The 24,364-nt window shown below is 35.6% G+C and carries 24 protein-coding genes; 14 read left to right on the forward strand and 10 right to left on the reverse strand.

Annotated elements, in window-relative coordinates; all coding sequences use genetic code 11:
• Positions 1-20: 20 nt before the first annotated feature.
• From JML65_RS21385 to JML65_RS21395, 3 genes are read left to right on the forward strand one after another with little or no spacing between them, the layout of a single operon-like run.
• Positions 21-980 (forward strand): GSCFA domain-containing protein, encoded by a 960-nt coding sequence (locus tag JML65_RS21385; protein ID WP_202272075.1) that lies wholly within the window; start codon positions 21-23, stop codon positions 978-980.
• Positions 973-1,497 carry a DUF4269 domain-containing protein gene (locus JML65_RS21390; protein ID WP_202272077.1) on the forward strand — a complete coding sequence of 175 codons (525 nt, stop codon included), beginning with the start codon at positions 973-975 and terminating at the stop codon, positions 1,495-1,497. The genes JML65_RS21385 and JML65_RS21390 overlap by 8 nt, the downstream gene beginning before the upstream one ends.
• A gap of 7 nt (positions 1,498-1,504) precedes the next feature.
• Positions 1,505-2,266 (forward strand): TatD family hydrolase, encoded by a 762-nt coding sequence (locus JML65_RS21395; protein WP_202272079.1) that lies wholly within the window; start codon positions 1,505-1,507, stop codon positions 2,264-2,266.
• 68 nt (positions 2,267-2,334) lie between these two features.
• On the opposite strand, the gene JML65_RS21400 is transcribed toward JML65_RS21395, so the two are convergent.
• A complete protein-coding gene (locus JML65_RS21400) occupies positions 2,335-3,621 on the reverse strand; it encodes a DEAD/DEAH box helicase (protein WP_047487071.1) in 1,287 nt (428 codons plus the stop codon).
• Between the two features lie 552 nt (positions 3,622-4,173).
• Between JML65_RS21400 and JML65_RS21405 the strand changes: the two genes are divergently transcribed.
• From JML65_RS21405 to JML65_RS21430, 6 genes are all read left to right on the forward strand, one after another.
• Positions 4,174-4,323, forward strand: coding sequence for a hypothetical protein (locus tag JML65_RS21405; protein ID WP_202272081.1), 150 nt, complete (start codon positions 4,174-4,176; stop codon positions 4,321-4,323).
• 141 nt (positions 4,324-4,464) lie between these two features.
• Entirely contained in the window at positions 4,465-5,649 is a 1,185-nt protein-coding gene (locus JML65_RS21410; protein WP_202272083.1) for a hypothetical protein, read from the forward strand.
• A gap of 21 nt (positions 5,650-5,670) precedes the next feature.
• Positions 5,671-6,813: a hypothetical protein gene (locus tag JML65_RS21415; protein WP_202272085.1), complete on the forward strand. Its 1,143-nt coding sequence runs from the start codon at positions 5,671-5,673 to the stop codon at positions 6,811-6,813.
• 14 nt (positions 6,814-6,827) lie between these two features.
• Positions 6,828-8,498 carry a T9SS type A sorting domain-containing protein gene (locus tag JML65_RS21420; RefSeq protein ID WP_202272087.1) on the forward strand — a complete coding sequence of 557 codons (1,671 nt, stop codon included), beginning with the start codon at positions 6,828-6,830 and terminating at the stop codon, positions 8,496-8,498.
• An 80-nt stretch (positions 8,499-8,578) separates the two neighbouring features.
• Complete coding sequence (locus JML65_RS21425; RefSeq protein WP_202272089.1) at positions 8,579-9,754, forward strand: hypothetical protein; 1,176 nt, start codon at positions 8,579-8,581, stop codon at positions 9,752-9,754.
• Between the two features lie 3 nt (positions 9,755-9,757).
• Positions 9,758-11,467, forward strand: a complete 1,710-nt coding sequence (locus tag JML65_RS21430; protein WP_202272091.1) for a T9SS type A sorting domain-containing protein — start codon at positions 9,758-9,760, stop codon at positions 11,465-11,467.
• Positions 11,468-11,548: 81 nt separating this feature from the next.
• Here JML65_RS21430 and JML65_RS21435 read toward each other — a convergent pair whose 3' ends face one another.
• The 5 genes from JML65_RS21435 to JML65_RS21455 form a co-directional block, all read right to left on the reverse strand.
• A complete protein-coding gene (locus JML65_RS21435; RefSeq protein WP_081988945.1) occupies positions 11,549-12,172 on the reverse strand; it encodes a porin family protein in 624 nt (207 codons plus the stop codon).
• A gap of 99 nt (positions 12,173-12,271) precedes the next feature.
• Positions 12,272-12,760, reverse strand: coding sequence for a DUF6438 domain-containing protein (locus JML65_RS21440; protein ID WP_047487054.1), 489 nt, complete (start codon positions 12,758-12,760; stop codon positions 12,272-12,274).
• Between the two features lie 188 nt (positions 12,761-12,948).
• Positions 12,949-13,932 carry a GTPase ObgE gene (gene obgE, locus JML65_RS21445; protein ID WP_047487047.1) on the reverse strand — a complete coding sequence of 328 codons (984 nt, stop codon included), beginning with the start codon at positions 13,930-13,932 and terminating at the stop codon, positions 12,949-12,951.
• Between the two features lie 79 nt (positions 13,933-14,011).
• Complete coding sequence (locus JML65_RS21450) at positions 14,012-14,590, reverse strand: adenylate kinase (protein ID WP_047487043.1); 579 nt, start codon at positions 14,588-14,590, stop codon at positions 14,012-14,014.
• A gap of 136 nt (positions 14,591-14,726) precedes the next feature.
• Complete coding sequence (locus tag JML65_RS21455; protein ID WP_047487041.1) at positions 14,727-15,281, reverse strand: phosphoribosyltransferase; 555 nt, start codon at positions 15,279-15,281, stop codon at positions 14,727-14,729.
• Positions 15,282-15,753: 472 nt separating this feature from the next.
• On the opposite strand from JML65_RS21455, the gene JML65_RS21460 reads away from it, so the two are divergent.
• On the forward strand, positions 15,754-17,343 hold the full coding sequence (locus tag JML65_RS21460) for an ABC-F family ATP-binding cassette domain-containing protein (RefSeq protein ID WP_202272093.1): 1,590 nt from the start codon (positions 15,754-15,756) through the stop codon (positions 17,341-17,343).
• A 208-nt stretch (positions 17,344-17,551) separates the two neighbouring features.
• Here the strand turns inward: JML65_RS21460 and JML65_RS21465 are convergent, their stop codons facing one another.
• The 4 genes from JML65_RS21465 to JML65_RS21480 all read right to left on the reverse strand — a co-directional run bounded on the left by JML65_RS21465 (position 17,552) and on the right by JML65_RS21480 (position 20,446).
• A complete protein-coding gene (locus tag JML65_RS21465; protein WP_202272095.1) occupies positions 17,552-18,070 on the reverse strand; it encodes a HEAT repeat domain-containing protein in 519 nt (172 codons plus the stop codon).
• Between the two features lie 100 nt (positions 18,071-18,170).
• The gene (locus tag JML65_RS21470; RefSeq protein WP_202272097.1) at positions 18,171-18,728 is read right to left on the reverse strand and encodes an AAA family ATPase; all 558 of its coding nucleotides are present in this window, start codon (positions 18,726-18,728) and stop codon (positions 18,171-18,173) included.
• Between the two features lie 171 nt (positions 18,729-18,899).
• Positions 18,900-19,829 (reverse strand): alpha/beta fold hydrolase, encoded by a 930-nt coding sequence (locus tag JML65_RS21475; RefSeq protein WP_202272099.1) that lies wholly within the window; start codon positions 19,827-19,829, stop codon positions 18,900-18,902.
• Between the two features lie 20 nt (positions 19,830-19,849).
• Positions 19,850-20,446: a hypothetical protein gene (locus JML65_RS21480; protein ID WP_202272101.1), complete on the reverse strand. Its 597-nt coding sequence runs from the start codon at positions 20,444-20,446 to the stop codon at positions 19,850-19,852.
• Positions 20,447-20,673: 227 nt separating this feature from the next.
• On the opposite strand from JML65_RS21480, the gene JML65_RS21485 reads away from it, so the two are divergent.
• The 4 genes from JML65_RS21485 to JML65_RS21500 all read left to right on the forward strand — a co-directional run bounded on the left by JML65_RS21485 (position 20,674) and on the right by JML65_RS21500 (position 24,342).
• A complete protein-coding gene (locus JML65_RS21485) occupies positions 20,674-21,960 on the forward strand; it encodes an adenylosuccinate synthase (RefSeq protein WP_084087835.1) in 1,287 nt (428 codons plus the stop codon).
• A 125-nt stretch (positions 21,961-22,085) separates the two neighbouring features.
• On the forward strand, positions 22,086-22,370 hold the full coding sequence (locus JML65_RS21490) for a hypothetical protein (RefSeq protein ID WP_047487028.1): 285 nt from the start codon (positions 22,086-22,088) through the stop codon (positions 22,368-22,370).
• Between the two features lie 188 nt (positions 22,371-22,558).
• Complete coding sequence (locus JML65_RS21495) at positions 22,559-23,401, forward strand: hypothetical protein (protein ID WP_047487026.1); 843 nt, start codon at positions 22,559-22,561, stop codon at positions 23,399-23,401.
• Between the two features lie 167 nt (positions 23,402-23,568).
• Positions 23,569-24,342, forward strand: coding sequence for a ParA family protein (locus JML65_RS21500; RefSeq protein ID WP_047487023.1), 774 nt, complete (start codon positions 23,569-23,571; stop codon positions 24,340-24,342).
• Positions 24,343-24,364: the final 22 nt, after the last annotated feature.

The raw sequence follows: 24,364 nt of genomic DNA on the forward strand, positions 1-24,364 counted from the left end.
ATTTCTACTCCCTGAAAAAAATGAAATTCAGAACTGAGGTTGATATTAAAAAATCAGAAAAGAAAATTGAGATTGAAGATAAAATATTTTCAATAGGCTCGTGCTTTGCTTCAGAAATGACTGATCTATTGCATCAGGGACAGCTGCAGACCCTTAATAATCCTTTTGGAACCATTTTTAACCCCTTTTCTATTCGCAATGAAGTAAAAATACTCCATGATTCATTATTTTATGAAGAAGAGGATCTGATCACGTATAATGAAGAATATATTTCACTGGATCATCATACGAGTTTTGATACACGGTATATTCATCAGACTTTGGATAAAATCAATGGGGCGATTGAAGAAGGCAATGCTTTTCTTCAGGAGACAGACTGGATTATTATTACCTATGGAACTTCATTTATCTATGAATTTATTCCAAAGAAAAAGCTCGTTGCCAATTGTCATAAGATTCCCCAGAAGTTTTTCGAAAAAAAATTGCTTTCCCATCAGGAACTGACACATTCTATTTACAATACAATTTTAGACCTTAAGGATATTTGTAAAGAAGATGTACAGATTTTATTTACCGTTTCACCGGTAAGACATACCAAAGACGGAATGATTGAGAACCAGCTGAGTAAATCCAAACTCATTACCGCTATTCATGAATCTATATCCGTGTTTGAAGATTGTCATTATTTGCCTGTTTATGAAATTTTAATGGATGATCTCCGGGATTACCGTTTTTATAAAGAAGACATGATTCATCCCAGTACCCAGGCTGTAAACTATATTTTTGACAAATTTGGGGATGCTTATTTTTCTGAGGATACAAAAGATTTTATTAAAGAAAATTTTAAAATTACCAAAGCCTTAGAACATAAAACAAGCGATAAAAAAGATCCGAAGTTTATTGAATTCCGGGAAAAACTGGATCAGAGAATCGAAAATCAACGAACGAAAGTAAAACATAAAATATTTTCAAATGATTGATTTTACGCAGATTGATTATTTGAAAAATGGAAATGAAAGACAAAAGAGGGCTTTTGAAGTACTCACAAAATATAAGGTCTTTGAAAAGCTAAGTAATTATTCACCTTTATTGGCCGGAACCATTCCCATTGAAATCGATATTGCAGGCAGCGATCTGGATATTATCTGTGAAGTAGACCTTAGAGCTAAAGAGGATTTTTTGGAAGAACTAAGCTTACATGAACTGATTCCTCGGGAAACCGATGTTAAGGTTGAAAATATAACGGTGAATGGTGAAGCAAGTATCGTTTTAAACTTTATGCTGGACGAATTTCCCATTGAGATTTTTGGTCAGAATAAACCCGCCAGAGAGCAGAATGCTTACAGGCATATGATTGCCGAATACAGGATACTACAGGAAAAAGGAGAAGAATTTAAAAAGAAGATAATAGAACTGAAAAAACAGGGAATAAAGACAGAACCGGCATTTGGAATGCTGATGAATCTGGAAAATCCTTATGAAGATCTGTTAAAATGATAAGAAAATGATTGATACACATACACATTTATACGCAGAAGAATTTGATGAAGATAGAAAAGAAGCTATTCAAAGAGCTATAGATAAAGGGATTACAGAGTTTTATCTTCCTGCTATTGATTCTGAGTCTCATGAAAAGATGCTTCAGCTGGAAACCGAATACCCCGGACAGATTTTTTCAATGATGGGTTTACATCCCTGTTATGTAAAGCCTGAATCCTGGGAAAAAGAACTTGAAATCGTAAAAGACTATCTTGATCAAAGAAATTTTCCGGCGATAGGGGAGATAGGAATCGACCTGTATTGGGATAAAACTACTCTGGATATTCAGGTGAAAGCTTTTGAACAGCAGATTGACTGGGCCATAGAAAAAGATCTTCCTATTGTGATCCATACAAGAGAAAGCTTTGATGAAACATTTGAAGTACTTGAAAGAAAAAAACATCCGAAGCTCAGAGGGATCTTCCATTGCTTTTCGGGTAATCTGGAGCAGGCGAAGCATGCTATAGACCTTAACTTTATTTTGGGTATCGGTGGGGTAGTTACTTTTAAAAATGGTAAAATAGACCAGTTTCTGAACGAAATCCCTTTAGAGAAGATTGTTCTGGAAACAGATTCTCCATATCTGGCACCAGTTCCTCACAGAGGAAAAAGAAATGAAAGCTCATACCTTGATTTAGTTGCCGGGAAACTGGTAGATATCTATGGGAAAGATTTTTCAGAGATTGACAGGATTACTACTGAAAATGCAAAAAAATTATTTAAGTAGACTGCTTTTTACTGAATATAAGATAAAATAAAAAAGCCTTTTCAATTTTTGAAAAGGCTTTTTTATTTTTATTTCTTTCTGGTGAAATTTTTATTCTTAGGCTTTTTAAATCCTGTGGATGCAGCCGGTTTTTTATTATTGGGAGTCCTTGCTGGTCTCGGGCCTTGTCTTTCGCCTCCTCCCGACATCGGTTTGTTGTTTGAATCTCTTTTTTGAGCAACCAAATCATCTGTATGGAATGGATGGTCCTTTACAATCGGAATTTTCTTTCCGATAAGTTTTTCTGTATTTTTTAGATTAAGAAGATCAAGTCCGTCTACAAAAGATATTGAATTTCCTTCTGCACCAGCTCTTCCTGTTCTTCCAATTCTGTGTACATACGTTTCAGAAACATCAGACAGCTCAAAATTGATTACGAATTTTAATTCATCAATATCAATCCCTCTCGCTGCAATATCTGTAGCTACAAGTACTCTTGTTTTTCCGGATTTGAAATTATTCAATGCGTTTTGTCTCGCATTTTGAGATTTATTACCATGAATGGCTTCTGCAGAGATATTATCTTTTTGAAGTTTTCTGGCAATCTTATCAGCACCATGTTTTGTTCTGGCAAATACCAATACAGAATCTGAGATGTCATTCTGAAGAATATGTGATAACAGGTTTAGTTTGTTATCTTTTTCTACAAAATAAACAGATTGTTTGATGGTATCTGCTGTAGAAGAAACAGGTGTTACCTCTACTTTTACAGGATTATTCAGTATGGAATTAGCCAATTTCTGAATTTCTCCGGGCATTGTTGCGGAAAAGAATAATGTCTGTCTTTTCTGAGGCAAAAGCTTAATTACTCTTTTAACATCATGTACAAAACCCATATCAAGCATTCTGTCTGCTTCATCAAGGACGAAGATCTCAATGTTTTTAAGGCTGATAATGCCTTGAGCAATGAAGTCAAGAAGTCTTCCCGGTGTAGCCACCAGAATATCAATACCTCTTCTCAGTGCAGCTTCCTGGTTGCCCTGTTTTACCCCTCCAAAAATAACAAGCTGTTTTAATGGAAGATATTTACCATAAGCATTGATATTTTCTTCTATTTGGATCGCCAGTTCTCTGGTTGGAGTAAGGATTAAGGCTTTTATATGATTGTTAGAAATTTTCTTTTTAGATAGGTTCTGTAAAATAGGAATAGAAAAGGCCGCTGTTTTTCCTGTTCCGGTTTGCGCACATCCTAAAAAATCTCTGCCATTCAAGATTTCAGGAATAGATCTTTCCTGAATGGGAGTAGGATTAGTATACCCTTGTTCCTGGATTGCTTTTGCAATAGGTTCTATTAATTGTAAGTCTGTAAAATTCAAATGAATTATTTTAAAATTTAAATAAAAATTCCTTCAGCCTGAAAGAATTACATTCTACAAAGGTAATCTAAATATTTTTAAGAATTAATTTTGTTCTTCTGATCCGCTAATAGGTTTATTATATTCCAGTTTTAATCCTGTTTTATGATGTATTGATTAATTTGTTTTCGTTTTATTTGGTTTTTAATTTATATTTTTAATTATATTTATATTATTTTTGAAAAATATAACATTTCATTGAAGCGGCATAATATCTTTTTAGTGCTTGTGATATCCATTTGAAATGATAATAAAAACTAACCATGAGAAAAATAATCCTTCTACCTGTATCTATTACAGGTTTTAGTAGGTATGTTCAATTTTATGAACATACCGGGAACACAAGACCTATAATACCTACCCAAACAAAAACATCATCAGTATAAGATCTTTTACTTAATAAAGTATAAGAATCTCAAATGTACTTAAGTGATCTGCTAAAGAATGTAGAAATTCTGGAAAGAGATACATAAAGCAGTAAAGCCAAACATCAATCCATTTAAATAATATAATATGAAGACGAAGATTTTTCTTTTGTTTTTCTTGAGTTTTGGAATAAACATACTATTTGCTCAGGGAGAAAATGACAATTGGTACTTTGGAACTAAGGCCACCGTTAATTTTTCCAATGCAAGTCTGCTACCCTTATCAATAGCCAGATGACGGCAATAGAAGCTTGTAGTACAGTGCGTGCTGTTGCAGGATTTCTAAACCATTCATTAAAAATAATTAATTCAGGAGGAAGGATGGAAACTCATTTCTCCCTTTGTAAAGAAATGTAAAGTCAAAAAATAACTTTTAATCATGAAAAAAACAATCGTTTTACTTGCTGCTGTTTTCAGTTTAACAGCCAATGCCCAATGGAGCCTAACCGGAAATGCCGGAACAGTTGCCGGAACAAATTTCATAGGGACTACGGATAATCAATCTTTAGTATTCAAAACAAACAATGCTGAGAAGATGAAGATCACTGAAAATGGAAGATTTATATTTTTTAATGTTACAGGGCCCGGGCATGTATGGGATAAAAACCTTTTTTTTGGCGGCGGAGTAGATAGTCCGACAGGATTATACAATACTGCTTTTGGAATGGGAACTTTAACCCAAAATACAGCAGGTAATGGTAATACAGCTTTAGGAAATAATGCACTGTCTCTTATCACAAGTGGAGACAACAACGTGGCTTTAGGGGCAAACAGTATGAGAAGTACCGTGTCAGGTAATTTTAATACAGCATTAGGAATGAATGCTTTAGAACACTTTCAGTCAGGTCTCGGAAATGTGGGTCTTGGAAACTCAACCATGGGATCCGGAGGCTTGGTAGGAGATTTTAATTTGGCAGTAGGTACAAGTGCTTTAAGATATATCCAGCTCGGAAGCTATAATACAATACTTGGGGGAGATTCTTTCAGATCTTTGGCAAAGGGATCAGGGAACATCAATGTAGGACATTCTAATGCCAAACTGATCACCTCCGGAAACAACAATATCTTTATTGGAAGCTTTATCACTCCCTATAACACAACGTCTCCTGAAAATGAATTGAATATCGGAAACTGGATCGTAGGAAACAATGGGACCATAGGTATAGGGCAATTTACGACTCAGCTTCCTGCCGATGGCATTGCTCCTGATGGACAGAAATATAAACTTTTTGTAAAGGACGGAATCCGAACAGAGAAAGTGAAAGTAGATATTGCAGCCAATAATGGGTGGGCAGACTATGTTTTTGAAAAAAATTATAAGCTGATGCCTTTGAACGATCTGGCTCAGTTTATTGATAAAAATGGGCATCTACCAGAAGTTCCTACTACAGAAGAGGCCATTAAAAATGGAATTGAACTAAAAGAGATGAACATTCTTTTGCTTAAAAAAGTGGAAGAATTGACCCTACATTTAATAGATCAGAATAAACAATTACTCGATCAGAACAGCCAGCTGAAAAAACAAAATGAAGAGATAGAAAAACTCAAAAACAAAATAAAATAAATAACCAGATAACTTTTAACCATGAAAAAAACAATCGTTTTACTTGCTGCTGTTTTCAGTTTAACAGCTAATGCCCAATGGAGCCTAACTGGAAATGCATCAACTATTCCCGGTACAAATTTTATAGGAACATCAGATACCCAGCCTCTTGTTTTTAAAACAAATAATATAGAGAAGATGAGAATAAGCCTGGACGGAAGGTTTACATTTTACAATATTGCAACACCAGGACAGGTATGGGATAAAAACCTTTTTTTCGGAGGAGGAATGGATAATCCTTTGACCACTAATAATGCTGTATTCGGAATGGGTGCGCTTACCCAGCTTACAGAAGGTGGCGGAAATACAGCCATTGGTAACAATGCAATATCATTAATGACCAATGGGCTATTTAATGTTGCGGTGGGTTTTAATTCTATGAGAAACAGTGTGGTAGGAAATTCTAATACTGCTGTGGGAATGAATGCACTGGAAAACTTTCAAGGTGGGAATAATAATGTTGGTATTGGAGCTGCTGCCATGGGATCGGGTAATTTAAAGGGAGATTTTAATATAGCACTAGGCTCCAGTGCATTAAGATATGCCAATCAGGGAAATTATAATGTGATACTTGGAGGAGACTCATACAGAGCTTTTGTTAAAGGAAATAATAACATAGGAATTGGATATTCTAATGCGGCGCAGATTACTTCTGGTGAAAATAATATTTTTATTGGGACCAAGATTGTTCCCTACAATACCACTTCTCCCAAAAATGAGCTGAACATCGGAAACTGGATTGTAGGAAATAATGGAACAATAGGTATCGGTGAGTTCACCACTCAGCTTCCTGCAGACGGAATTGCTCCTGACGGACAAAAATATAAACTTTTTGTAAAGGATGGAATCCGAACAGAGAAAGTGAAAGTAGATATTGCAGCCAATAATGGGTGGGCAGACTATGTTTTTGAAAAAAATTATAAGTTGATGCCTTTGAACGATCTGGCTCAGTTTATTGATAAAAATGGGCATCTACCAGAAGTTCCTACTACAGAAGAGGCCATTAAAAATGGAATTGAACTAAAAGAAATGAACATTCTTTTGCTGAAAAAGATTGAAGAACTGACATTGTATACCCTTGAGCAACAGAAAAGAATCGAAGCTCTGGAAAAAAAGATGAAATAATATAAAATCAATATATGAAAAGAATATATGTAATATTAGTATTGATTGTACCGCTTTTATCTTTTGCCCAGGGTGAAAATGATAACTGGTATTTCGGACAATATGCAGGGGTCAACTTCAGCGGACCTACACCAACAGCCCTCACGGATAGTCAAATGTATGCTGAAGAAGCAGTAGGTACTGTAAGTGATAAAAATGGGAAGTTACTGTTTTATACCAATGGAGTTGATATTTATAATAGGCAACATCAGGTCATGCTGAATGGCTCATCTATAGGTGGGGGGCTCTCTACACAGCAGCTGGTCATCGCAAAAAATCCGGCTTATCCTGGACAGTATTATGTTTTTACAGCAGCAGAAATAAGTACCCCAGGTAGCTATGTTGCTTATACAATTGTTGATATGAACCAGGGAGACATAGGTGGAGACGGACATCCGCTGGGAAAAGTTTTAACCAATGCTAAAAGAATACCTATTCTTGATTCCAGCGGTAATAAAATTAAAACGGAAGCAATCACTATCGAAGACCATGCTGATACCTATTCGTTTTGGATTCTGGTACCTAATGGTAATACTTTATACAGCTATAGACTATCAGCATCAGGATTTAATCCGGTTCCTGTTGTAAGCGGTTTGGGGCTGTCAAGTCCATTGGATGAAACAAAATACTTTGGAATAAAAGTATCACCTCAAATTGATTATGGAAAAGGGTTTACCAATTATCTTTCACTAAATATGTGGATTCCCTCTAATTACTATATGAACAAGGTTTATTCTTTTGAACGCTCCACAGGGCAGATTACCAATCATTTTTCATTGGATGTTAATACCTCTATATCCTATATTTCAGAATTCAGTTCTTATGGGAAAATAATGTATCTGGGAAGGGATAAAATATATGCCATCAATTTAGGAGCATCTACCAGTTTCCCTGTCTATAACCAGATATATTCCGGAGCGCCGGGAATAAATTTCTACGGAATACAAAGGAATATATCCAATACCGATATCTATTTAAGTACTCCACATTATGGCTATCTAAGTAAAATTAATAACCCTGATAATTACGGGGGAAGCAGTGTTAACCTTAATGCAATTGATTTAAAAGGGAAGCTGACTTATCTAGGATTGCCTCAAAACGTATATTTATCCAATGCAGGAGCAACAGAATGTATAATTGATCTTGCACTGCAGAATCCGGAAACTTATAGCGGCCATACCTATTCCGTGAACAACTATATTATTACTTCTAATAATTATACTGTAGATCATACTAATCAATCCATTATTATGAAAGCAGAGAATTATATTAGCCTGCTGCCCAATACAGAGATTAAAACTGGATCAGATTTCTTTGCGACAATTGCTCCGTGTGAGGTACTTGCAGGGAAAATGCAAAGAGCTTCAGCGGCGGTAAGCAATCAAAAAATTTCTTTGACATTAGACTTAAGAGAAACCCCGGAGGAAAGCTCGATTAATATTTACCCTAATCCGGCATCAGATTTTATTAAAATTGATACTAGGTCTAAAGTGCTTGAATGGGAGATATATGATCTATCAGGAAAAATAGTACTAAAAGGCAATGGGGAGAAAATAGAGGTGAAATCAATGATTAAAGGAGCCTATCTTTTAAATATCACTTTGGAAAAAGGAAAGAAAATAACCAAAAAAATCATTGTTAATTAAAACAAACAATATTCATTGTAAGATCATATTCAATGTGCATGAATCTTAAATAACTAAATAAATCATAAAAACTTTTTATTGTGAAGAAAACAATTTTTTTACTTGCTGTAGTAGCAGGTTTTACAGCAAATGCTCAATCATGGAATTTAACAGGAAATGGGGGGACAACTCCTGGAACTAACTTTATTGGAACCACGGATAACCAATCCTTAGTCTTTAAAACAAACAATGCAGAGAAAATGAAGATTACTCCTAATGGGAGGTTTATATTTTTTAATGTTACATCGCCAGGTATGGTTTGGGATAAAAACCTTTTTTTTGGAGGTGGAACGGATAATGCATCGGGGTCATCTAATACAGCTTTTGGAATGGGATCTCTAACCCAAAATACAACAGGTAATGGTAATACGGCTTTGGGAAATAATGCCATGTCATCAATCAGCAGTGGAGATAATAATGTATCTGTAGGACAGAATAGTATGAGGCATACCATAGATGCTACAATGAATGTTGCAGTGGGAATGAATTCATTGGAATATTTTAAACAGGGGACAGGAAATGTAGGTATAGGAAATAGCGTGATGGGATCAGGATCTTTAACCGGGGATTATAACGTAGGGATTGGCTGGGATGCATTAAGGTATTTAACTGCCGGAAAGAATAATACGGTAGTGGGCACAAGCTCTTTGGTAAGCCTGGCAGGTGGTACTAATAATATAGCAGTTGGTTCTTCCAATGCCAAAGCCATTCTTTCAGGGGATAATAATATTTTTATCGGAAATTTTATTACGCCCTATATGTCTTCGCCTCAAAATGAACTGAATATCGGAAACTGGATTGTAGGAAATAATGGAACTATTGGTATAGGACAGTTTACGACTCAGCTTCCTGCCGATGGCATTGCTCCTGATGGTCAGAAATATAAACTGTTTGTAAAAGAAGGAATCCGAACAGAAAGAGTAAAAGTAGATATTGCTGCCAATAACGGATGGGCAGACTATGTTTTTGAAAAAGACTATAAGCTGATGCCTTTGAATGATCTGGCACAGTTTATCGATAAAAATGGGCATTTACCGGAAGTTCCTACTACTGAAGAAGCCATAAAAAATGGGATTGAGCTTAAAGAAATGAATATTCTTTTGCTGAAAAAAGTAGAAGAACTTACGCTGCATTTAATTGATCAGAATAAAGAATTAAAAGCTCAAAAAATGGAAATTGAAACATTGAAAAAACAGGTTAATTCTTCTAAACAATAGCCTATGAAAACGAAATTTTTTCTCTTATTACTACTAGGTTTTGGAGTCAATATGGTATTTGCTCAGGGCGAAAATGATAACTGGTATTTTGGAAATAATGCGGCACTCAACTTTTCATCTTCTACTCCTGTTGCTGTAAATAACAGTAATATGAAAGCTCTTGAAAGTTGTGGTACCGCAAGTGATGCAAGCGGAAAGCTTCTTTTTTATATGAATGGTCAAAAGATTTGGAACAGGCAGAATCAGGTGATGCCTAATGGTACTTTGATCACACAGCAAAATGAAAGTGCCCAACAGCTTGCCATAGTAAAAAATCCGGCAAATGATAATCAGTATTATGTTTTTACAACAGGGGAAAATGCTGGGAGCTCATTTTATATAAGTTACTCAATTGTTGACATGACTTTAGGGAGTATAGGTGCTAACGGATCTCCGCTTGGAGATGTGCTGCCAGGGGCTAAAGATATTACAGTATTGGATAATTTAGGGAATCAGTTTGATTCAGAAGCGGTAACTATTATTCCTAATGGCACCGATCAGTCTTTCTGGGTTTTAATTCCAAACGGAACAAAGCTTTACAGTTATAAGCTGAGTAATCAAGGGTTTGCTAATGGAGCACCAATTATAAGTAATCTCAATTTCCCGGTAACTTTTGGCGTTTATAAATATTTTAGTGTGAGACAGTCTCCAAGACTTAATAATGGTATCTACTCTCATTATATCTGCATTTCTTTTTGGTCTGATTCACTAAATCCATATCCATCGCCGGATTATTATGTTAATAAAGTTTATTCATTCAATTCCTCTACAGGGCAGCTTACGAATGATTTTTCCTTGCAGATAAATGGATTGAGAGCATATGTTCCCGAATTTAATAAGGACGCCTCTGTATTATTCCTGGGCTATGAAAACATCCATGCTGTTGATCTGGTAAATTCTACATCTTCCAATGTGCTGCATACGGAAATTTATACTGAAACCAACGCACCGCTTCACACAGGTATGACTCTTCAGAGAAATAAATATGGAGAGGTGTATGTAAGTAAATCATTTAGCTCATTTTTAGGTAAAGTGATAAATCCTGACGTATATGGTCCCAACATGAGTGTGGATTTCAATGCTGTACATTTAGGAAACGGACAAACTCAGTATGGGCTGCCCCAATTACTTCCTATGAAAGAAAGCTCTGAAGGTTCCCCGTGTATAGAGAATCTGGTACTGACTACTGAGCCTAATATGTCTCATTATTATGAAATTGGTAAGAAGATCACCACTAAGGATAGATATATTTTGGGTTCTAAACATGATATTACCATGCAATCCGGCGGAAGCATTAATCTTTTACCGGGAACATCTATGGAAATAGGATCCAGGTATCATGCCTTTATTGCTCCTTGCAGAAAACCTGAAATGTTACAAAGAAGCGGGCAGGCTCAACATGAGCCAAAGGTAATGTTTTTAGAACTGGATAAGAAGGAAAGAATGGAGCAGAAAACTAATGTTGAATTGTTCCCTAACCCGGCTACAGACGTGCTAAACATTAAAACATCAGCAAAAATCAGTGAAGTTGAGGTATTTGATATTTCAGGTAAAAAAGTAAATATTACTTTAAACCGTAATACAGTGGATGTAAGAAGTCTTCCGTCCGGATCATATATGATCAGAATCAAAACCGAAACCGGTGTGACCACGAAACAGTTTATTAAAAAATAAATTGAATTTTCCTTTATCAAAAATAATGGCTGCCTATTATAAGGGCAGCCATTTGTATTGTAATCAGTAAAGGAGAATGTTCTATTTAAACCTATATCCTACACCAGCCTGTAAAAAACCAACTTTCGTAGGGACGTGCTGACTTTTATTGGTTTCTATAAAATCAAAATGATAACGGGCATCTACAAAAAACTGATCATTAATTTTATATTCAGCTCCTAAGAAAGGAAAGAGATTGATCGTTTTTGCTCCGGCATAATTATCTTTAGCCGTATCACTGAAAAGGCTGCTTGTTTTTATCTTTGTTGAAACATTGATTCCAATGTTCATTCCTACAGAAGCCGAAAGATTAGGAATAAAATAATACTTTGCAGAAATTGGAACCTGTATCTGATTCATCTGGTATTCAAAATTCATATCTCCCATATTTACTACTTCATTCCCTACTAATTGGGTCCAGGGGTATGATTCCTTACCTCCCAGTTGGGTATAAAGAACTTCAGCCTGTACTGCAAATTTTGGAGATAGTGCCTGCTCTGCCACAGCGCCTACATAGAAATAGGATTTTGAATCTAATTTTGCGTCAAAAAACTTCATACTGGATAACGTGTACCCACCTTTTACACCAAAACTCATACTCGAGCTTTGGGCGCATACCACAGTAGATACTGCAAATAATATTGCAGATAAAATGTTCTTCTTCATTTTTTTGAATTAAATGATTAATGTTTTTATAAAAAAAATAATTCCTCCCAGATGAAGGAATTATTTGTGCAAAAATAATTTAAATATCGTTACCCGGAACTATTTTACTTTAGTCCAGTGTTGATTTTTTCTGAGGTCTTCAAAAAAATGATAAACTTTAGACAGTTTCTCATTTCCCCGCTTTCCGTAATCCTGTATATTTTTAGAAGTTCCATCACTAAAATTAATCCTTAAATAAGAAGTGGAGAGATCTGTAATATTTTTTTCGCCATATTTATCTTTTAGATTTTTTACCTCTAAACCATCCAGTAACTTGAGTAATGTATGGTAATCCTCCTCTTTAATGGTTCCTGTAAAAGTTCCCTCTCTCGGATTGGAAAACTCATCTTTTGAAGGCTTTTCACTGAAATTAAAGTGTTCTGCTTCAAAAACTGCGGTTCTATCCGGCTGGATTGTCATTTTAAAAACAGGACAAAAGCCGAAACAGGGAGTGGCTTCATATTCAACGGTTGAGTACTTCGAATTTACTTTTTGAGAAGTACATGAAAATATGAGTACTAGGGCACAAAAACTCAGGATATATTTCATAGTTTAAATTTCTGAACATCTCTCAATAATTGTTCCAAAAGGATTTTTTCTCTGGTTCCTGTGGAATCTTACTTCCAATAACAGAATGGAAATTGAGACCAAAACAAAACCCCGGAAAAAATTCCGGGGTTATTTATTTTGTTGTAATCTACTTTGTAAAAGTAAGACCGATGAATTCAAACAGTATTTTATCCATGTAGTTTCTTCCAGATAGCATCTTTCAGCTCTACCAGACCTTCTCCTGTAACACCGGAGAAAAATAACGGCTGTCTGTTTTCAGGAAATTCTGCTGCAATTTCTTTTTTCAGCTCATCATCCAAAAGATCGGATTTAGAAACGGAAATAATGAAATCTTTATCCAATAGTTCAGGATTATATTCTACCAGCTCATTTTCCAGAATTTTAAACTCCTGGTAGTGATCTTCAGAATCTGCAGGAATTAAAAATAAAAGAATTGAATTTCTTTCAATATGTCTCAGGAATCTGTGTCCTAATCCTTTTCCTTCAGCTGCTCCTTCAATAATCCCAGGAATATCAGCCATTACAAATGATTTGTAATTTCTGTAGTCTACAATTCCTAAGTTGGGAGTTAAAGTGGTAAAAGCATAGTTTGCAATTTTAGGCTTTGCTGCAGAAACAGATGCTAAAAGAGTAGATTTTCCAGCATTGGGAAATCCAACTAAACCTACATCTGCCAAAATTTTAAGTTCGAAAACAACATAGCCTTCCTCACCATCCATTCCAGGTTGAGCATATCTAGGAGTTTGATTGGTCGATGATTTGAAATGTTCGTTTCCTTTTCCACCTTTTCCACCCAGCATCAAAATAATTTCCTGCTTATCTTCAAGGATTTCCCCGATGATTTCTCCTTCTTCATTTTTAGCGATAGTTCCAATGGGAACATCAATATAAATATCAGAACCATCAGCTCCGGTAAGCTGGTTTTTTGCTCCATTTTCACCACGCTCTGCTTTTATATGACGCGTGTATCGAAGTGGAAGTAAAGTCCATTCTTGTGCATTCCCTCTCATGATGACATGTCCGCCGCGACCTCCGTCACCACCGTCAGGACCTCCTTTAGGAATATATTTTTCACGTCTTAGGTGGGCAGAACCTGCTCCTCCATGTCCGCTTTTACAATGAATCTTTACGTAATCTACAAAGTTTGACATAATTTTTAGGGTTTAGGCCTTAGGGGTTAGGGAACAGATATTTAACGATGCTAAATCCTAATCCCTAAATCCTAAATCCTTATTTAATTTTCTCTACCTCAGCAAAAAGCTTTTGTGAAATCTCATCAATTTCTCCTACACCATTTACTTCCACATATTTTCCCTGCTGCTTGTAAAGTTCGGCTACTTCTGCCGTTTTAGAATAATATTCTTTAATTCTGTTTTCGATGATCTCTACATTGCTGTCGTCTGATCTACCGCTGGTTTCTCCTCTTTTCAGAAGTCTTTCAACCAAAATTTTATCTTCTACCACCAATGCAAGACAGATGTCAATCTTGTCATTCAGTTCTTCTTTAACTATTTTTTCCAAAGCTTCCGTCTGAGCGGTAGTTCTTGGATAACCATCAAAAATAAAACCGCTGGTATCGGTAGGTTTTCTGATCTCATCAATCAGCATATCTGTTGTTACCTGATCCGGAACCAATTCTCCTTTATCGATGTAAGACTTTGCCAGTTTTCCAAGATCAGTATCATTTTTCATATTGTATCTGAAAAGATCACCTGTTGAAACTTGCTTTAAATTGAATTTCTCGATTAAGTTTTGAGCTTGTGTTCCTTTTCCACTTCCTGGAGGGCCGAACAGAACAATGTTTATCATAATTTTGATTCGCTTCCGGCAATTGGCATTTTGCGTCTGGCTTGCTTTCTTGCTTTTAGCTTTATTTAGTTAATATTTTACTTTTATTTCGATTTAATATTTAAAGCTAAAAGCCAGTAGCTAATAGCTATAGGCATTAATGGTTGATTTGACCGTCTTCCAACTGATACAAATTAGGAAGGTTTCTTCCTAGTTCATCATAATCCAATCCATAACCAAGAACGAATTTATTTGGAATCTCCTTTCCAATATAATCCAATTTGAAATCTTTTTTGTAAATCTCAGGTTTCAGTAAGAAGCTTGACAGTTTTACAGATTTAGGGCGCTGTGTTTCCTTAAAGTATTTGAAAAGACTTTCCACTGTATTTCCTGTATCCACAATATCTTCAACAAGAATAATGTGACGGTCTCTTACATCTTTAGTCAATTCCATTTTTTGGTAAACAATCCCTGTAGACTCAGTTCCCACATAAGAACTCATTTGAATGAAAGCAATTTCGCATTCACCTGGGTAATACCTTAATAGATCTGAGAAGAACATGATTACTCCGTTCAATACGCCAATGAAAACAGGAACTTCATCCTTGTAATCTTCATAAATTCTTAACGCTGTCTCTTTTACAATTTCCTGAATCTCGGCGTCCTTCAAATAAGGAACGAAAGTTTTGTCGTGAACTTTAATGCTTTCCATAAAAATTTTTAGTAGTTGGCAAAGTTACGGATTTTTGATTAAAATACTTTCCTGTTTTTATGAGTTTGAGAGTTTTGAAGATTTGAAAGCTACAGAGTTCATATGATCATGGAGCCTGTTTAAACGATAACCGATAAAGTTCTTAAGTATATAGCAAGTCATAGCATTGAGAAAATGCATTTTATCCATGTGAAAGAATAGACTGTTTAATGTATGGAAGAAAAGTAAATAATAAGCCAGCAGATGATTCTTATCAGTTTAAGATGTATAAAGAATAGATTGTATTTTAGTGTGGACCCGAAAGTTTATACTTGATTCTTTAGACAGCAAAATAAAGAAATGGCGGGAAATCACTATATTTGTTCTTACAAAACCCAATATACGGACATGTAGGATATAATTTCTTTCAGACTTGATCAGGCAGTAACCAAAGAGTTGCTGTTGTTTACCTAATTATTTTAAGAAAGAAATCATGATTTTACTACATCACATATCCTTTGGGTTTCCGGGAGGAGACCTGCTATTTAATCATATCAATATAACGATACCATCTCAAACAAAATCTGCTTTAGTGGGAAGTAACGGCATGGGGAAATCTACCTTACTGAAGCTTATTGCTGAGGAATTACAGCCATTAAACGGAAATATAAATATCCAGGGTGATATTTTCTATGTTCCACAAATGTTTGGAAATTGTAATGACCTTACTATTGCAGAATGCCTCAAGATAGATCAAAAACTAAATGCTCTTCAGAAAATAACAGAGGGAGACGTTGACGAAAGGTATTTTGAAATCCTGAATGACGACTGGGACCTCGAGGAACGGAGCCAAAATGCTTTACACTACTGGGGACTTGAGGATTTTGGACTCAACCAAAAGCTTGAAAGTTTAAGCGGAGGACAAAAGACCAAAGTTTTCCTTGCCGGAATTCAGATCAATCAGCCGGAGATCATCGTATTGGACGAACCTACCAACCATTTGGATCTGGAAGGCCGAAAATTATTGTACGATATGATTGATAAGACAAATGCTACCGTTATTATGGTAAGCCATGACAGGACACTCCTGAATCTGGTGGACACTATTTTTGAATTAAGCAATCAGGGGGTTGCCACCTATGGAGGAAACTATGACTTTTATATCCAGCAAAAAGAAATTGAAGAGGAGGCTTTACATAATGATATTCATGCCAAAGAGCGCGCTTTAAAAAAAGCCAAAGAGAAAGAACGGGAAACACTGGAACGAAAACAGAAGCTTGATGCCAGAGGAAAACAGAAGCAGGAAAAGTCCGGTGTCGCCAGAATTATGATGAATACCCTTCGGAATAACGCCGAGAAAAATACCTCAAAACTGAAAAATATTCACGCTGAAAAAATCAGTGGTATTTCCGGGAACCTGAGAGATTTGCGTTCATCCTTAAAGAATTCTGATCAGATGAAAGTAACTTTCAATGACTCCAGCCTACATTCCGGTAAAGTTTTAATTACATTGGAAGACGTGAATTTCAGCTATGGAAGTGAAAAACTGTGGCAAGAAAATCTAAATCTTGAGATCCGAAGTGGAGAAAGAATTTCACTGAAAGGGCAGAACGGGTCTGGAAAAACGAGTCTGATAAAGCTCTTGCTTGGAAATGCAGAACCTTATCAGGGTAAGATTTTTAAAGCCGAATTTAACAGTATTTATGTGGATCAGGAATACTCTCTTATTGAAGGTGATTTGAGTATCTATGATTTTGTCCAAAAATTCAATGATCCGGCACTTCAGGAATCTGAGGTGAAAACTTTATTATCCAGATTTTTGTTTGGAAAGGAAACCTGGGATAAAAAATGTGGAGTGTTAAGCGGAGGGGAGCGTCTGAGAGTTTTATTATGTGGACTTTCGATCAGTAACAAAACACCGGATATGATCGTTCTTGATGAACCCACCAATAATCTGGATCTTCAGAATGTAGACATTTTAACGAATACCATTAAAGACTATCATGGAACACTGGTGGTGGTTTCTCATGATGAGGTTTTCCTGAAGGAAATTGGGATGGATAGGGAAGTGGTATTGATTTGATTATTTTAATTTCCGACAGATCACACAGATTTTGCAGATGTTTATTCATCGATAAAAAAGGTGATATTTTATTCTAATGACAAAGAAAATATTCAATAGGAATGGGCTTTAGCCCATTCATCATTAAGATAATAAATCCAATTGGCTTTAGCCAAAACCTAAAGAAAAATCCTGGAAAATATATCCAGGATTTTTTATATTCAAAATATTATTTTTTTGTCTTTTTAATAGCATCCAGATATATCTTTTTGATGCTGTTTTTCTCTTCTTTCTCACTGATATTTTCGAGGGTAGGGAGGAGAGTGGTGTTGTGCTGGGTTTTCATTTTCAAAATTTCACCGAGGGCAAATGCGGCACTCCATCGGACAACAATTCCTTCATGTTCTGTATTGACAAGCAGATTAGTGATGGATTGGTCTAATTGATCGGAAAACAGATGAGCGGTATTGCCTATTACTTTGGCACTTTCCCATTTTATTCTGGGAGCTTTTTCGGTAAGGGTGGTGGTGACAAATGCAAATGCTGTTTCATCTGCCATACCAGGATTCTGCTTGGTTGCATATTCTATGGCCTCTATGCAGGTTGCCTTTACTGGATCTTTTGATTTTTCGGCAAAAGCAATTAATTCATCAAGAGGTAAAGACTTGTCAAGAATCCATTGACTGATAAGGCCTGTTTTTTCTTTTGCTTTTATCGTCTTATCTTTAATAAGTTCTTCTATCGTCATGTTTTTAATTTTGTTTTTTCAGCGTTCTAATTTAGGAATTCTTCTGAAAGTAACATCACCTTTGTCATGGCGAGCAAAGCGAAGCAATTTCACAGATAAATTATTGTACCTGCAAGTTTCTTTGTTTTATTTTATCCAAAATGATGTCCATCTTTTGATAAAGCTCATAATCTCCTGAGAGCTCAATCAGTGGGGTGTTTATACCGGACAACCATTCCAGGTGGGCTTTTAACGTTCTATTGGCAATACCGGTGTTGTGGTCATAATCTTTAGCCCAATCCATAAACTCGTGGAACTTTTGGGCTCTTTCCTGATTAGTGATAATTTCTTCACCATATCTTTCATATTCCCTTTTTCTCAGTCTTTCCATTCTTATTTCAGGAGGCAGATAAAGAAATACAATCAAATCAAATGGAGGGAATACATCATCTCCCCAATGAATGATAGAACCGCCAAAGATCCAGTTTCTGGTAGTGTGTAGTTTTTCGGATAGGGTGTTGTTTCTGATTTCCGGGTTTTGTTTTTCAGTAAAAGGGATATGGGTGGTAAGCCAGAAAAAATCATCACTGTCAATATATTCAATACCGATTTTTTCAGATAATGCCTTTCCTAATGTTGTCACCCCAGACCCAGATGCTCCGAAAATATGTATTCTCATGTTTTTTTATTTTCAATGTTTAATCTTTAATCTTAAAAAAGCAGCTCATATGAAGTTATCTTTCTGAAAGAGTTTAAAGAATATATTACAAAAAAAGCTGTACGCATTTTGTGAAGTAGTGAATATTGATTTAGAAGTCTGCTGAATCTGTATTATCAGCGAGAATAGCATCTATGAATGCTTGAAAACCCAGTCACAGACAGTATTCAGAACTTCCTCTCTGATTTCCTCATTCAGAATTTCATGGCGCATACCGGGATAGATCTCCTGACTCACATCCTGAAAACCATCAGACTTTAAATGATCAACAGTATACCTCACTCCTTTACTGAAATCCCCGATTGGATCATCCTGGCCGCTTACAAATAAAAAAGGAAAAGACCTGGAAATTGAATCAGCCCAGTTTCTTGCGGTAGCCTTTTTGTAAACACTAAATAAAGTGTAGAAGGCATTATTCGTGAATGGAATTCCACAAAGTTCATCCTGTTCAAAATTACGTCTGTTTTGTGGGTTAATACTCAGCCAGCTTGTATCTCCAAAATCCTGATCCTTTACAAACTGCTTATTGTTGACCTTAGTAAATATTGAGTTCAAAACAGTACGATGGTGAGGTGCTATACTATTGGCTAAAGACAAATAACCTCTTAATATATTGATTCCGGGTAAAGGACCTCCTGTACCTGTAATAATAGCTCCTGCAAATGTACTGCTGGCTTTTTGAAGAAGGCAGCGGGTAATAAAAGAACCCATTGAATGTCCCAAAATAAAATGAGGAACATCAGGATATTGTTCTGCAAGGTAATCAGCCATCATCTCTGCATCGGCTACTAATCTTTCATCCGGTTTCTCAAGCTGAAAAAATCCGATATCTTTTTTCTCTTTTACAGATTTTCCATGTCCCAGATGGTCATAAGTCAATACAGCAATTCCATGAGCCGCAAAGTATTCTGCAATCTCAGCATATCTTCCGCTGTGTTCCTGCATTCCATGAACAATTAATAGAGTAGCTTTTATTATTTCTGGAGAAAACAGAGTAGAGAAAAGTTTAGACTCAGTATTTAGATTTGAAGGTAAATAGGCTGATTTTGATGATGATGTCATACTACTTGTGTAATGTTATATTATTTTAACTGTATCTCGGGTAATTTATAATTACCCACAATTTCAATTAATTTAGAAGAATTATTCTTTAAGTTATTGAAAAAAACATTCATATTTTCTTTGTATCCTCTTTCGCTTACTGCGAAAAGTAAAATACCTTTGTTATTGTTTTCGGTAATTAATTTATAACGATAAATATTCCTCTCTGCGATCAATATTTCTTTGCCATCCTTTGAATTTTCACTAATAATGAAGTCTAAAATATATTCTCCATTATTTTCAAGAACTTGATAATTTACAACAGGATTAGTTTTTTTTAGCTCCTGTAATTCACTGACTTTTTGATCAATAATATCTTTGAGAGCATAGTCTCCTTTTATGAAGTCAATCATAACTAAACGAGTATACTTTTTGAGATCTTCATTTGAATTTAGATATTCTTGTTTGAAATAATTTTCATTAGGATGCGAGCTCCAAACTAGGTTGTATGTTTTTTGATCAAGTTTTATCGGGCCTGGGATATTGAGATAGTCATTCACTTTACCTGTACTCTGAGCTTTCAAAGAAAACAAACTAATTAAGAAAAATAAGGCTAGTATCTTACATTTTGCGGTCATGACGATAGGAATTTAAGATGGGTTACTGCTCTGAAGATGTATATGGAGAGTAAATATAGTGCATTGTTGAAAATAAATTATAGAAAATATCAGCTAAAAATAAATTGACCTCAGGTCCTTCTTCAATGCTATGATTTTCACCCCACCCCAAAATAAAATCCACCTAGAATTTGCTCACCCAATTTTTTAAAAGTAATTTTGCACGAATCTAAAAACAAAAGTAAAATATGTCAACTTATGTAGTTGTAGGTCTTCAGTACGGAGATGAAGGCAAAGGAAAAATCACGGATGTTTTATCAGCAAAATCGGACTATGTAGTACGTTTCCAGGGTGGAGACAACGCTGGTCACACGGTTTATGTGGGTGATGAAAAATTCGTTCTACACCTTCTTCCTTCAGGAGTTCTTCAATGCAAAGGGAAATGTATCATTGCGAATGGTGTAGTGGTAAACCCTAAATCTTTCATTAAAGAAGTTGGTCAGATTGAGAGCAAAGGCTTAAGATCAGATCATATCTTTATCAGCAGAAGAGCGCATGTAATTATGCCTTACCACATCCTTTTGGATACTTACCGTGAAGAGGAGCACGGAGGAACTCAGATCGGAACTACCAAAAAAGGAATCGGACCTTGCTATGAAGATAAAATTGCAAGAGTCGGGATCAGAATGGTAGACCTTTTAAATCCTGAAATTTTAAGAGATAAAATTGAGAAGAACTTAAAAGTTAAGAACTCTCTATTTGAAAAATATTACGGAAAACCAACTTTAGACGTTGAAGAAATCTACAACGAATATTTGGAAATCGGAAAGCAGCTTCAGGACAGAATCGTTGATACTGAATTAGAGCTGAACGAAGCGATCAGAGATGGTAAAAATGTACTGTTTGAAGGAGCTCAGGCGTTAATGCTTGATATCGACTTCGGAACATATCCATACGTTACTTCATCTTCTCCATCTACAGGAGGTGTTTGTACAGGAGCTGGTGTTCCACCAACTTCACTTCAAAACTTGATCGGTGTAGCAAAAGCTTACTGTACAAGAGTAGGAAACGGACCTTTCCCTTCTGAGCTAGATAACGAGCTGGGAGAAAAAATCAGACAGATTGGAGGTGAGTTTGGTGCTACAACAGGTAGACCAAGAAGAACAGGTTGGTTAGACTTGGTTTCTTTAAAGCATGCTTGTATGATTAACGGGATCAATAATCTGGTAATTACGAAATTAGACGTTCTTACAGGAATTGAAAACCTTAAAATCGTTACACATTATAAAACTGAAGACGGAAAAATCATCGATTATTTCACTTCATCAACAGAGAAATTGTACAACTACGAACCGATCTACCAGGATTTACCAGGTTGGGGAGAAGATATTACAAAAGCGAGAAGTTATGATGAACTTCCGGACAATGCTCAGAAATACATCGAGTTTATCGAGAAGTATTTAGGAATCAATGTGTATTTGGTTTCTGTAGGTCCTGAAAGAAGTCAGAACATTATCAGAAAAGAATTATTCTAATATATCCTTAGAAAATATAATAAGAAAGAGACTGCTATTGGCAGTCTCTTTTTTTTGTTGGATAGGTTGTAAACCATGCTGATCACGGGTCAGTATAAGTAAGAAATTTAAAAATAATTTTATATATGCACGATCACGATATATCCGGTCAGTTTCAGAAAAAAATTTTTATCAGCCTGCTTTTTACGGTATCTTATATTATTTTACTGATTACTTACAATGGTATTGAATTGAAAAAGATCAGTAACTCACTGCTCATTTTATTTATGGTAGCCAGTGTTGTATTCAATATGGGGGCATTATTTTTTGCCTTTAAGCACTATAGAAAAATCAAGGCAATTATTTTCATTATCATCAATTCTCTGGGATTGCTATCCACATTAATTCTTCTCCTGATGATTCTTTCTTAAATAGAATATGTTTGACGGTCGTTTTTAAATATTTACAACAGTTGAAAATGTTAAAATTAAAGATTATCATAATTTTTTTTAAAATTGTGATGTTTTGATAATTTTTTGGCAGATATTTTGATATCGAATTAATGCTTATCGATAAGAATTAATGAATTAATAATGATTAACAGTTTAAATAGATTGTGATGAAACACCTGAACCAAAACCAGGAATTTCGCTTCAACGAAGTTCTTTTTGAGCACCGCAACAAAGAATACGGCGCTTACGCATTAAGAAACGAATCAGATAGAATATTAACCAAAGCACTTTTTGTAGGAGTAAGCCTGTTGGCCGCCGTGTCAATTACTCCGTTTGTAGTCTCTGCAATGCATTCAGATACAATGGTGACTAGAACAACTGATGACGGGAGAAGAATAATCAAGGTTGTTCAAACACCAGAGAAGGATCCACCCGTACACATTGTAAAACCGGCTACTCCGCCTCCTAGTGTAAAAACTTATGATAACAGATTACCGGAACCTAAAGCAGTTGTAAGAAATGAGAAAGCAACTGTAATAGACAAGGTGAATGCAGTAGCAAGTGTACAGACTTCACAGGGTAAGGAAACGGAAACGACATCGTATGTTGCTCCTATTACCCCTCAGGTTATTGGAGGAGGAACCGGACCTTCTATTAAAACAGATCCGATAGTAGAAAAAACAGATCCTAAAAAAATTGAAACAGAGCTGAGTGTAGAGGCAAACTTTATGGGTGGGATAGATTCATTCCGAAATAAGGTCATGAACAACTTTGACAGCTCAGGATTTGACGCAGAAGATGTCATGAAGACTACAATTACCTTTATTGTAGAAATGGATGGAAGTATTTCAGGGATAAAAGCTAATGGAACCAACGCAGATTTTAACAATGAAGCGATAAGAACAATTAAATCAATTTCTAAAAATGGAAAATGGATTCCTGCAAAAAATAAAAAAGGAGAATCCGTAAGAAGTTATTTCAAATTTCCTATCTCAATGAAGTTCGATTAATCGCCACAGAAAACGAATTTTAAATAGTTATCCACAAAGATTTTTTTTTGTGGATAATTTTTTTAATCGTTAAAACACTTATTAACAGTATTTTAACTCAATTTTGATTTTAGTCATTCATCGAGAGCAAAGAAAAAAGTGTATTTTTGAAACTTAAAGTTCTAATAATGGCAAAAATCATAGGTATTGCTAATCAAAAAGGGGGAGTTGGAAAAACGACCACCGCTGTAAACTTAGCAGCAGCATTAGGAGTATTGGAGAAAAAAATATTAATCATCGACGCTGACCCTCAGGCAAATGCAACGTCTGGGCTGGGAGTAGAAGATGTTCAGTATTCTACCTACAATCTACTGGAGCATAGTGCAGATACAAGAGCCTGTATCAAAAGAACAGCAACTCCGAATCTGGATATAGTTCCGTCACATATTGACCTGGTAGCAGCAGAAATTGAATTGGTAGACAAAGAAGATCGTGAGTACATGCTGAAAAAAGCATTGGCAAGTGTGAGAGATGATTATGACTATATCATCATCGATTGTGCACCAAGTTTAGGTCTGATCACCGTGAATGCCCTTACCGCTGCAGATTCAGTGATTATCCCTATCCAATGTGAGTATTTTGCATTAGAAGGATTGGGAAAACTTCTGAATACCGTTAAAAATGTTCAGAAGATCCACAATAAAGATCTTGATATAGAAGGTCTTCTTCTGACGATGTACGACAGCAGATTAAGATTATCCAACCAGGTTGTGGAAGAAGTGAATTTACACTTCCCGGAAATGGTTTTTGAAACAATTATCAGCAGAAATGTAAGATTGAGTGAAGCTCCAAGTTTCGGAGAAAGTATCCTTAATTATGATGCTGAAAGTAAAGGAGCCGTTCAGTACATTCAGTTGGCTGAAGAAGTTCTTTTGAAGAACGAGAATTTAATAAAAAATTAAATTAATAATAAATGGACCATAA

The sequence above is a fragment of the Chryseobacterium sp. KMC2 genome (assembly GCF_016756935.1).
Classification (GTDB): domain Bacteria; phylum Bacteroidota; class Bacteroidia; order Flavobacteriales; family Weeksellaceae; genus Chryseobacterium; species Chryseobacterium rhizosphaerae.